Here is an 11,600-nt window from a genome sequence, read left to right as displayed (position 1 = left end):
GGGGGCGACATGGGTGTGCTTTGTGGTGCCCGCGTGTCGGGATCGTGTTCCACTGACTGCTCTGATCAGCCGAGATCGATAGTTCGGCGCAGGTCGGCTGATTGGCCGATGGCGTGCTGACGGGCCACGACGTGTTCTGCTCGGTGGATATTGCCGGGCACCGGAACAATGTCGGCATCACCTCGGTCGGGGGTACCGGAGTCGGCGGCCTGAATGTCTGGCGCAACTCGCTGCCGGCGGAGCAGATGCCGTGCGGTGAAGTGGTGGTGCTCGACGGCGTGCCATTCGAGTTTCCGACTGCGGGATCCGGGGAGCCGGACAACGTGCGCGGTGACGGGCAGTTGCTGGAACTGCCCGCCGGGTACTACGACTGGGTGCACTTGCTCGCCTGCGGCGAGCGTCGGGTCGAAGACGAGCTGGCGCTGTACTTCACCGACGGCTCGATCGACTTCGAGCACGTTCGGGTATCCGATTTTTGGGCCGCCGAGCCTGTCTTCGGCGAGACGTCGGCGCTCCGATCGACGGTCATGCACTACCCGCAGCACGTCCAGCCCAGGGTGCCGGGCATCATTTGGGCACAGCGGGTGCCGGTGCCGCGCCGGGCGGAACTGAAGGCGGTGCGGTTACCCCGCAACGTCGCCCTGCACGTCTTCGCGCTCACCGCGCAGCGCGCGACCGGGGCGTGGTCGTGACCGGCTCCCAGGTCGAGCAGTGGTACCGGGATCCGGTCAGCTGCGTGCACGCGACCCTCGCCGAGGTGGTCCGGCACGCGGGCGCGGAACCCTTGGAAGTACTGGGCCTGGGCTGGGAGTTCCGGCACCTGCCCGGCGACGTGCGGCCCGAGGAGTACTACTGGCCCTGCCGCGTGCCCGGTGACCTGGCGGGCAGCGTCCTGCCGCACCACCGCGTCCGCTCGGTGTGGCGCACCGCGCCGGAACCCGACCCGCTGACCGCGCTGACCGGTCCGCTGGCGGTGGGCCGACTGCCGGTGCTGGCCGTCGACAACTACCACCTGCCGTTCCGGCCCGCCTACCACGACGTGCACGCCGCGCACCTGATCCTGGTGCGAGATCTGGACCTCGACCGGGGCGTGGCGCTGGTCTCCGACGCGATGCCGCCCGCGCACCGGGGCGAACTGCCCGTGGCAGACCTGTTGCGCGCGTGGCGCTCCACCATGCCACCGGACGAGCAGGACGTGTTCTTCAGCGGTCGGGGCGGGCAGGCGCGGTGGCTGGAGGTCATCGTGGAGGCCGTGCCGCCCCCGCTCACACCTGAAGCGCTGCGTTCCGCCCTGCGGGCCAATGTGGACGGCTTCCAGAGCCAAGGCCCGGAGCGCACCGGTCTGGCCGGCTTCGGCGAGTTCCTCGCCGAGGTCGTCGACCGGTCCGCCGCCGGGGAGGCCGCCGCGCCCGCGGAGGTCTACACCTTCGGCTGGAGCATGCAGGCCCAGTCGGCGGTGCACGGCGAGCTGCTGCGCACCTGCGGGATGCGCTGGGCCGAACCGGAACTGGCCGAGGCGGGTCGCCGAGTGGAACAGGTCGCGCACCACTGGACGGCCCTGCGGGTCACCGGTGCGCACGGCCGGACGGACCCGGTGGCCGCCGCACCGGGACTCCACCGCCACGGCGAGCGGCTGCGGCGGTCCTACGAGCAGGCAGTCGAGTCCCTGGCGTTGGCCTCCGCCGCGCGGTGAACGTGTCCGGCGGTGTCCCGTCGAGTGCTGAGGAGTAGCCCCATGAGCGATCTGCGCGAGCGGCTCGGCAGGCTGCCGCTGGAGCGGCGGGTCAGGTTCCTGTCCCTTCTGCGGGCCGGGCAGGACGACCGCCCCGCCGAATCCCCGACCCGTCGGGAACGGGGTGACACCGCCCCGTTGTCGCATGCGCAGAACCTGTTGTGGTTCCTGGACCGGTTGTCCCCGGGCCTGCCGACCTACAACATCGTGCTGTGCCTGCGGTTGCGCGGTGCGCTGGACGTCGCCGCGTTGGAGTTCGCCCTGGCGACCGTCGTGGCACGGCACGAGACCCTGCGCACGTCCCTGCGGGAACTCGACGGCGGACCCTGCCAGGTGATCAGCCCGACCGTCCCGGTGCGACTGCGGGCCACCGGAGTGGACCGCGACGGGGCCGCGGAACGCCGGGCGCAGGCGCGTGAGCTGGCCGAGAAGCTGGCGCAGACCCCGTTCGACCTCGGTGACGGACCGCTCTGGCGCGCGGGGCTGTTCCGCACCGACGAGGACGAGCACCTGTTCGTCTTCGTCGTTCACCACGTGATCTTCGACGGCATCTCCGCCGAGGTGTTCACCGGCGAACTCGCCGAGCTGTACGGGGCCTCGGTGGAGCGGCGCGCGCCACAACTACCCGACCTGCCCGTGCAGTACGCCGACTTCGCGCTGTGGCAACGGGAGTGGCTGTCCGGGCCCCGCTTGGCGAAGTTGTCGGCCTACTGGCGCGGGCAACTGGCCGACCTCCCGGTGCTGGAGATCCCGACCGACCTGCCCCGCCCACCCGTGTTCACCTTCCGGGGCGCGCTGGAACGCGGTCCTCTGTCGGGCGAGGCGGTCACCGCCGCGCACCGGTTGGCCCGAGAACTCGGCGTGACCCCGTACGCGGTGTACGTGGCGGTGCTGATGACGTTGCTGCACCGGTACTCCCACCAGGAGGACCTGGTCTTCGGCTGCTCCACCAGTGTGCGCGGCAGGCTGGAGCTGGAGAGCCTGGTCGGGTTCTTCGTGAACATGCTCGCCCTGCGCGTCGACGTGGGCGGCGACCCGAGCTTCCGGGAGCTGGTGTCGCGCGTGGACCGGGTCGTGCGCGAGGGCTTCGCGCACGTGGACCTGCCGTTCGAGCAGGTGGTGCAGGAGGTCGCGCCGGTCCGTGATCTGTCCCGGTCCCCGTTGGTGCAGTTGACGTTCCTGCTTCCCGAACGGCCCCGCGCGGTGCGCATCCACGGCGTCGACGTGGACTTCGAGGAACCGCAGACCGCCACGTCCAAGTTCGACATGACGTGGCAGGTGTACGAGGCGGGCGAGCAGTCCTCGATCGACGTGGAGTACTGCGTCGACCTGTTCCGCCCGGAGACCGTGCGCAGCATGCAGGCGCACTTCGCCCGGTTGCTGGAGCTGGCTGCCGATGCCCCGGACCAGGCGCTGAGCGGGCTGGACCTCCTGACACCCGCCGAGCACACCGAACTCGTCGAGCACTGGGACGGTCCCCGACACCACCGGTCGGCCCGCACCGTGGACGACTGGTTCGCCGAGGTCGCCGCACACGACCCGGCGGCGGTGGCGGTCAGCGCGGGCGACCGCTCGCTGACCTACGGCGAGCTGGAGGAGCGCGCCAACCGGCTCGCGCACCTGCTCCGCGCCCGGGGCGCCGACCGGGAGAAACTGGTCGCGCTGTGCCTGCCCAGGGGCGTCGAGCACCCGGTGGCCGTGCTGGCGGTGCTCAAGGCGGGTGCCGGGTTCGTACCGCTGGACCCGGCCGCGCCGCCCGACCGCATCGCCGGCCTGCTCGCCGACGCCGATCCGTGTGCGGTGCTGACCGTCACCGCCTCGGCGGCGGGTCTGCCCGCCGACCGGTCGGACGTGCTCCACCTCGACCGGCTCGACGCGGAGTTGGCGGCCCAGCCGACGACCCCGCCGGCCCGCGCCGGCGCACCGGGAGACCTCGCTTACGCGCTCTACACCTCCGGCTCCACCGGCACGCCCAAGGGTGTGCTGATCGAGCACCGGGCCGTGGTCAACTTCATCCGCTCCGCCCAGGAGCTGTTCGACCTGACCGCGGCCGACCGGGTGCTGGGCTACGCCTCCTACACCTTCGACGTGTCGGTCTTCGAACTGTTCGCGGCGTTGCTGACCGGTGCCCGCCTGGTCGTGGCGGAGGACGCCGACCGGCTCGACCTGGAGCGGTTGCAGAACCTGCTGGAGCACAACGAGATCAGCGTGATCGACCTGCCGCCCTCGGTGATGGCGCTGCTGGAGCCCGCGCGGCTGACCCGGTTGCGGATCTCCTTCGTCGGCGGCGAGGCGTTCCCCGGTGAACTGGTCAACCGGTGGAACGCGGTCTCCCGCTTCTTCAACGGCTACGGGCCGACCGAGTGCACGGTGACCATGATCGTGCAGGAGTGCTCGGGCCACTGGGACTCCTCGCCGCCGATCGGGCTGCCGATGGCCAATCACGTGGCGCACGTGCTGGACGAGTCGCTGCGCCCGGTGCCCTACGGCGTGCCCGGCGAGCTGGTGATCGGCGGCGCGGGGCTGGCGCGGGGCTACCTCCGGCGGCCCGAGCTGACCGGGGAGAAGTTCGTGCCCGATCCGTTCGGCACCGCGCCCGGCGGGCGGCTCTACCGCACCGGCGACCTGGTGAAGCGGCAGCGGGACGGCGCGATCGTCTTCCTGGGCCGGGTCGACCGGCAGATCAAGATCCGGGGCGTGCGGATCGAGCCGGGCGAAATCGAGGCCGTGCTGGCGGCCTCGCCCGGCGTCCGCCAGTCCTACGTGATGCCGTGGTCGGACAGCCGGGACCAGCGGTACCTGGTCGCCTACGTGGGCGCACCCGACGGCGAGGTCGGCGCGGAGGAGCTGCGCGCCTTCGCCGCGACCAAGTTGCCCGCGGGCCTGGTCCCGCAGTTCGTGGTCGTGCTGCCGGAACTGCCGCTGACACCCAGCGGCAAGGTCGACGTCCGGGCCCTGCCCGACCCGGACGCCGTGGCGCGCGGCGGCACGCAGATCGTCGTGCCGCGCACCGAAACCGAGAAGGTCCTGGCGGAGGAGCTGTTCGGGCCGATGTTGCGGCTCGACGCGGTGGACGTGGTCACCCGGTTCTTCGAGCTGGGCGGCAGCAGTCTCCAAGCCGCGCAGTTGATCTTCCGGATCCGCCGCAGGTTCGACGTCGAGATCACGGTCGCCGACTTCTTCCAGGACTCCACGGTCGCGGGGCTCGCGGTGCTGGTCGACCGGCAGCGCGCCGCGCGGCTGGACGAGGACGAGCTGCTCGACCTGCTGGAGCAGATGTCCGACGAAGAGGTCGAGCGCTTCATGGGTGCGAGGGAGGGGACCGGGCAGTGAACTTCGGCGATTCCGAGTCCGAACGCGCGCTGCGCGCCGAGGTGCGCGCGGTGCTGGCCGAACCCGAGGTGCACGCCCTGGTCGCGGCCCTGGCCGACGACGGGCCCGAACCCGACGTCCGGCCGCTGTACCGGGAGCTGGGCCGTCGGGGCCTGCTCGCGGTGAACTGGCCGGTGGAGTACGGCGGCAGGGGGCTGCGGCACGCCGACGCCGCCGCGGTGGCCGAGGAGCTGGGGCACGGTGGCGTGCCGGACATGCTGCACGTGCTCAGCGTGCAGATCGTCGGCCTGTTCCTGCTCCAAGCGGGTTCGGCGGAGCAGCGTGCCACGCACCTGCCCGCGCTGGCCGCCGGGCAGCGGTTCGCAACCGTGCTCTACACGGAGCCCGAGGTCGGCTCCGACCTGGCCGCGCTGCGCGCCGCGGCCGTGCGCGACGGCGACGACTACCTGGTCTCCGGCACCAAGGTGTACGGGCTCAAGAGCGGGCTCAGCGATCTCGCGTTGTGCGCCGTGCGCACGGGTGCAAGCGGGAGCAAGTACGAGGGAATCAGCTTGGTGCTGGTGGACCTGCACGCGGACGGCGTGCACCGGGGCACGATCGCCAGCCTGGCCGACGAGCAGTTCGACCGGGTGGAGCTGGACCGCGTGCGGGTCGGACGGGAGGACCTGGTGGGCGCGGAGGGTGACGGCTGGCCGCTGCTGACCCGGTGCCTGGCCATCGAGCGGACCGGGCTGGACTACTCGCTCAAGGCAGACCGGTGGTATCGCGCCGCACTGTCCGAACTGGACGCCGATGATGTCGACGAGGCCCTGCTCGAACAGATCGGCAGGCACGGTGCGGCCGTGCGGACCGGCCGGCTGCTGGCCTGGGAGGTCGTCGCGGGCCTCGACCGGGACGTGGTCGACCCGACCGCCGCCGCGATGGCGAAGTACCGCACCAGCGAGACAGCGCAAGAGGTCGCCGTGTGGGCGGCGTTGAGCCAGGGCCGAGTGCCCGCCGGGAGTTCGGCGGCGGTGCTGGACTCCGGCTACCGGGAGGCACCCGGCCTCACGCTGTCCGCCGGGACCTCCGAGGTCCTGCTGGAACTCATCGCCAGCGCCAGTTTCGACCGTGAACACCACGACGGGGGGCAGTGATGGACCTGACACCCGATCCGCTGTTCCGGCGCCTGGCCGGAACCGTGCGCGCCCGGCTGGCCGCGGCCGAGGACGCGGCCGAGGCGCGTGCGGCCCTGCGCGGGATCGAGGCGCCCGCCTTCGAGGCGCCGGTCGGCGCGGGTGGCTTCGACCTCGGCCTGGCCTGCGGGGTCGTGGTCTGCTCGGAGCTGGGCCGGCGCGCCCTGCCGGACGTCCACAGTGGACCGTCGATGGCGTTGGACGCGATGGCGTCGTCAGGCACGGCGGAGGCAGCGGAGGCGGCCACCGCGCTCGCCGCCGGGGACACGGCGGTGCACCTGGCCGGGTTCGACCTGCTCGGCGCGCCCGCCGAGCGGTCGCTGCACGCCGTCCCGGATGGCGGCGCGCTGCGCTTGTCCGGCACGGTCTCCTTACCGGGTAACTGGATTCCCGGCGCGCACCTGCTCGTACCGCAGCGGACGGGCGCGGGCGTCCGGCTGGTACTCCTGCCGGAGGACCGCGTGCGCGACCGGACCCGCCCCGCACCGGGTGGGCGGCTGGTGGAGCTGACCGGGCTGGTCGCGGCCGAGGCGGAGCAGATCGGCGACCTCGGCGACGGCACCCCGTCGCCCGACCCGGACGGGGTGCTCGGCCGGGCCCGCGTCCGCGCCGGGGCCTACCTGTACGGTCTGGCCCTGGGCGCGCAGGACCTCGCGGTGCGGCACGCCGGGTCCCGACAGCAGTTCGGCGCACCGATCGTGACGCGCCAAGCCGTGGCCTTCCCGTTGGCCCGGCAGCGAATCGCGCTCGGTGCGACCCGGCTGGCCCTGCTGGAAGCCGCCTGGCACGCGGACGCGGACGAACCCTTCTCCGACTTGGCGGTGGAGGCACTGGCCCTGGCCGCCGAAACCGCCACCCGCGTCGTCCGCACCGCGTTGCAGATCCACGGAGCCCGGGGCATGAGCCTGGGCGAACCGGTGCACGCGCACTACCTGCTGCTGCCGGCGGCGGTGCGTGCGCTCGGCGCGGTGTCCGTGCTGTGGCGGGAAGCCGGGCGGCGCAGGCTCGCCGCGGTCCGAGTGCGGGTCCCGGCCCCATGAACGAGGAGGCGGTAGTCGTGCCCACCACCGGCCCCAGTCCCACCGCACTGGCCGAGATCGACCTGTACGACGTCGAGCTGTACCGCACCGGCGATCCGCACGCGGCCTGGCGCGCCCTGCGCGACGAGGCGCCGGTGTGGCGACAAACGGCACCGGACGGCACCCCGTTCTGGTCGGTGACCCGCTACGCCGACGTGGTGGCCGTGCTCGGCGACACCGAGCGCTTCAGCTCCGAGCACAGCACGATGCTCAGCGTGCTGCACGGCGACAGCGCCAAGGGCCGCGCCATCCACCTGATGGACCCGCCCCGGCACGGTCGGTTGCGCGCGGGCGCGGTCCGCAGCATGTCCATGAAGGTCATGCGGGAGCACGAGGACGACATCCGGGGCCGGATCCGGCGGCTGGTCGCCGACGCCGTCGACCGGCGCGAGTCGGACTTCGCGGAGCTGGTCTCGCGGCTGCCGATGCTGGTCGCGGGCGAGCTGATGGGCATCCCGGCCGGCCAGTGGGAGGAGGCGGCCCACTGGACGGTGGCCGGCATGGCACCGGAGGACCCCGCCTACCACGCCGGCGAGGTGGCGGAAACCCTGTTGCAGGCGCACGTGTTCCTGTTCTCGCTGTTCTCCGCGCTGGTGGAGGAGCGCCGGGCCGACCCGGGCGAGGACCTGGTCTCCGCGCTCCTGGGCACCGAGGTGGACGGGGGTCCCCTCACCGACGACGACGTGCTGGTCAACTGCTACGCGTTCATCATGGGCGCCAACCCGACCATCCCGCAGGCAGCCGGGCACCTCGCGCTGCTCCTGTCGCAGGAACCCGTGCTGTGGCAGCGGATCCGCGCCGACCGCAGCTTGGTCGGCGGTGTCGTGGAGGAGGCGCTGCGCTGGGGTAGCCCGGTCAACCACCTGCTGCGCCGCACCACCACCGAGGTCCGGCTCGGTGCTGCGACGATACCCGAGGGCGGTCTGGTCGCGGCCTGGCTGGGCTCGGCGAACCGGGACGAACGGACCTTCCCCGACCCCTACACGTTCGACCCGGGCCGCAAGCCCAACCCGCACATCGCGTTCGGGCACGGCCCGCACCGCTGCATCGGCCTGTCCGCCGCGCGCGTCGGGCTGCAACTGCTGGTGGAGGAGCTGCTGGACGCGGTCGAGCGGTTCGAGCCGGCGGGCGAGGTCCGGCGCTTGGGCTCCAACTTCCTCAACGGACTCACCAGCTTGCCGCTGGTGCTGCACAGGGCGGGCGCATGAGGGTGGACGAGGGGGAGACCCGGCTGGCCGCGTTCGGCGGCAGCGCGGCGGTGCCCAGGGAGCTGCGCTCGCTGCCGTGGCCGGTGGTCACCGAGGCGGACCGGGCGGCCGTGCTGGCCGTGCTCGGCGGCGACGCGATGGTGTCCAACGTGGACGGTGAGACGGCGGTGAGCGCGCTGGAGCAGCGCTGGGCGGCGTTGTGCGGTGCGGAGCACTGCGTGGCCACCTCCAACGGCACCACCGCGCTGGCCCTCGCCTTCGCCGCACTGGGGATCGGGCCGGGTGACGAGGTCGTCGTGCCCGCGCTGAGCTTCATCGCCAGCGGCCTGGCCCCGCTGCACCAGATGGCGGTGCCGGTCTTCGCCGACATCGACCCGGTCGACTTCACCCTCGACGCGGAGTCGGCGGCGGCGCTGATCACCCCGCGCACCGCCGCGATCATGCCGGTGCACCTGCACGGCGCGCCCGCCGACATGGACGCGATCGGCGCGCTGGCCCGGCGGCACGGCCTCGCCGTGGTCGAGGACGCCGCGCAAGCGCACGGCGCGCGGTGGCGGGGCCGCCCGGTCGGCTCGCTCGGCGACGCGGCGGCGTTCAGCCTCCAGGTCACCAAGAACCTGCCCACCTGTGGTGAAGGTGGTCTGCTCACCCTCGCCGACGCGGACGCCGCCGGGCGGGCGCGGATGGCCCGGCAGTTCGGCGAGGTCATCGAACCCGGTCGGGACCGGGACTACGTGGCGCACCTGTTGGGCTGGAACCACAAGATGAACGCGGTGCAGGCGGCGTTCGCGCTGTCCCAACTGGACCGGTTCGCGGAGTACGAACGGGCCCGGCAGCGCAACGTGACCGCGTTCCTGGCGCGGCTGGCCGAGCTGCCCGGCTTGCTGGTGCCGACGATCGCCCCGGACAGCAAGCACGCCTGGCACATCCTGCGGTTCCGCTTCGACGCCGAGGCCATGGGCGTCGACGGGGTCACCCCGGAGTCGCTCCGCCGCGCGCTGCACCGGCTGCTGCGCGCCGAGGGCGTACCGGTCTCCCGCTACCAGGTGCTGACGCTGCCCCGGCAACGGGTGTTCACCGACCGCGTGGGCTTCGGCCGGGGCCGGCCCTGGTCGGGCGCCGCACCCGAACCCTCGGCCCCCGTCCCGGTCGCCGAGTCGGTCGTGGCAGGCACCCTCACCTTGCAGAAGCGGCACCTGCACCCGGAGGCCGGGCCCGCGCTGGCGCGCTACGCCGACGGGTTCGAGAAGGTGTGGCGTCGGCTGGACCTGGTGGCGCGCATGGCGAAGGTGGCCTGATCATGCTCCTGGACCTGCACGAGACCACCGCGGAGGTCGCGCACCGCGTCCGGCGGCACGTCGTGGACATGTGCGCCGGACCCGAGGGCGGGCACCTGGGCGGCTCACTGTCCTCAGTGGATATCCTGGTGGCGTTGTACTTCGGCGTGCTGCGCGTGGACCCGACCGACTTCGCCGCGCCGGACCGGGACCACTTCCTGCTCAGCAAGGGGCACGCCGCCATCGCGCTGTACGCGACCCTGGCCGAGCGCGGGTTCTTCCCGGTGGCCGAGCTGGCGGGCTACGGCACGTCGTCGGGAAGGCTGATGGGCCACCCGGTGCGGGCGGTGCCCGGTGTCGAACTGCCCACCGGCTCGCTCGGGCACGGTCTGGCGCTGGGCCTGGGCTTCGCGCTGTCCGCTCGGCTGGCCCGCGCGGACCGGCGCAGCTTCGTGCTGCTCGGCGACGGCGAACTCCAGGAGGGGGCCTGCTGGGAGGCCGCCCTCGGCGCGGCGGCGCAGCGCGCGGACAACCTGGTCGCCGTGGTGGACCGCAACGGGCTGCAACTCACCGGCCGCACCGAGCACATCACCGGGCTGGAACCGCTGGCGGACAAGTGGCGCGCTTTCGGCTGGGCGGTGCGCGAGGTCGACGGCCACGACCGGGACGCGCTGCGCGCGGCACTGGGCAGCGCGCCGTGGGAACCGGGCCGGCCCAGCGCGCTGATCGCGCGCACGGTCAAGGGGAACGGCCTGCCGTTCGCGGCGGGCCGGGTCGGCAGCCACTACGCCCTGCTCTCCGCGCGGATGGCGGCCAAGGCACGAGCGGCGCTCGACGAGCACCCGGACGGTGACCGGTGAGCACCGACACCCCCACGACCCGTGCCGCCTACCGGGACCACCTGGTCGGGATGATGGCCGCCGACCCCAGGCTGGTGTGCCTGGACACCGACAGCGGACTGTTCAGCGGCGTCGACTTCGGCCCCGCGTCCGACCGCTACCTCAACCTGGGCATCGCCGAGCACAACCTGATGGGCGTGGCGGCGGGGCTGGCGGCGACCGGCTGGGTGCCGTTCGTCAACACCATGGCCACCTTCGCCGCCACGCGGGCGCTGGAGGCGGTGAAGATCGACATCGCCTACAACAACCTGCCGGTGCGCATCGTGGCCACCCACGGCGGGGTCGCCTCCGGCCACCTCGGTCCGACCCACCAGTCCCTGGAGGACTTGGCGGTCATGCGGACCTTGCCCAACATGACCGTCGTGGTGCCCGGCGGGCCGGGTTCGACCACCGCGCTGCTCGACCAGTTGGCCGGGGTGCCCGGACCGGTGTACCTGCGGCTGGGCCGCAAGGCCACCCCCGAACTCCCGGCCGACGTGCCCGCGCCGGAACTGGGCAGGCTGCAACGACTCCGCGCGGGCACGGCCGTGGTGTTGGTGGCGACCGGTCCGCTGCCTGTGCTGCGCGCGCTCGACGCGGCCGACCTGCTGGCCGCCGACGGTCTGGCGGCCGGCGTGCTGCACGTGCACACCGTCAAGCCGCTGGACGCGGCTGGGCTCTTGGCGCAGACGCGGGACGCGCGGCTGGTGGTGACCATCGAGGAGCACTGGCGCACCGGCGGCCTGGGGTCGGCCGTCGCCGAGGCGCTGAGCGACCACGGGCCCAGGCGGGTCCTGCGCTTGGGACTGCCCGATGAGTTCGTGGCCACCGTCGGCACCCAGGAGGAACTGCTGGACGCCGCCGGCGTGACGGCGGCGGGCATCGCGGCGGCCGGCCGTGGACATCGCTGACTGGAGG

9 protein-coding genes are annotated in these 11,600 nt (G+C 73.1%); all 9 read left to right on the top strand.

Annotated elements, in window-relative coordinates:
• Positions 1 to 101: 101 nt before the first annotated feature.
• The 9 genes from BN6_RS27380 to BN6_RS27340 are packed head-to-tail and all read left to right on the top strand — an operon-like array spanning position 102 to position 11,593.
• On the top strand, positions 102 to 692 hold the full coding sequence (locus BN6_RS27380; RefSeq protein ID WP_015103052.1) for a hypothetical protein: 591 nt from the start codon (positions 102 to 104) through the stop codon (positions 690 to 692).
• Positions 689 to 1,693: a BtrH N-terminal domain-containing protein gene (locus BN6_RS27375; protein WP_015103051.1), complete on the top strand. Its 1,005-nt coding sequence runs from the start codon at positions 689 to 691 to the stop codon at positions 1,691 to 1,693. Before BN6_RS27380 ends, BN6_RS27375 begins: the two co-directional genes overlap by 4 nt.
• Before the next feature lie 42 nt (positions 1,694 to 1,735).
• Complete coding sequence (locus BN6_RS27370) at positions 1,736 to 5,065, top strand: non-ribosomal peptide synthetase (protein WP_015103050.1); 3,330 nt, start codon at positions 1,736 to 1,738, stop codon at positions 5,063 to 5,065.
• Positions 5,062 to 6,201 carry an acyl-CoA dehydrogenase family protein gene (locus BN6_RS27365; RefSeq protein ID WP_015103049.1) on the top strand — a complete coding sequence of 380 codons (1,140 nt, stop codon included), beginning with the start codon at positions 5,062 to 5,064 and terminating at the stop codon, positions 6,199 to 6,201. The genes BN6_RS27370 and BN6_RS27365 overlap by 4 nt, the downstream gene beginning before the upstream one ends.
• Complete coding sequence (locus tag BN6_RS27360) at positions 6,201 to 7,280, top strand: acyl-CoA dehydrogenase family protein (protein ID WP_015103048.1); 1,080 nt, start codon at positions 6,201 to 6,203, stop codon at positions 7,278 to 7,280. Before BN6_RS27365 ends, BN6_RS27360 begins: the two co-directional genes overlap by 1 nt.
• Positions 7,277 to 8,527, top strand: a complete 1,251-nt coding sequence (locus BN6_RS27355; protein ID WP_015103047.1) for a cytochrome P450 — start codon at positions 7,277 to 7,279, stop codon at positions 8,525 to 8,527. The genes BN6_RS27360 and BN6_RS27355 overlap by 4 nt, the downstream gene beginning before the upstream one ends.
• Complete coding sequence (locus tag BN6_RS27350) at positions 8,524 to 9,825, top strand: DegT/DnrJ/EryC1/StrS family aminotransferase (RefSeq protein WP_015103046.1); 1,302 nt, start codon at positions 8,524 to 8,526, stop codon at positions 9,823 to 9,825. Before BN6_RS27355 ends, BN6_RS27350 begins: the two co-directional genes overlap by 4 nt.
• A 2-nt stretch (positions 9,826 to 9,827) precedes the next feature.
• On the top strand, positions 9,828 to 10,664 hold the full coding sequence (locus tag BN6_RS27345) for a transketolase (RefSeq protein ID WP_041314220.1): 837 nt from the start codon (positions 9,828 to 9,830) through the stop codon (positions 10,662 to 10,664).
• A complete protein-coding gene (locus BN6_RS27340) occupies positions 10,661 to 11,593 on the top strand; it encodes a transketolase family protein (RefSeq protein WP_015103044.1) in 933 nt (310 codons plus the stop codon). Before BN6_RS27345 ends, BN6_RS27340 begins: the two co-directional genes overlap by 4 nt.
• The last annotated feature ends 7 nt before the right edge of the window (positions 11,594 to 11,600 follow it).

This window comes from Saccharothrix espanaensis DSM 44229, from assembly GCF_000328705.1.
Taxonomy (GTDB): Bacteria; Actinomycetota; Actinomycetes; order Mycobacteriales; family Pseudonocardiaceae; genus Actinosynnema; species Actinosynnema espanaense.
This window is presented reverse-complemented; position numbering and strand designations above follow the sequence as displayed.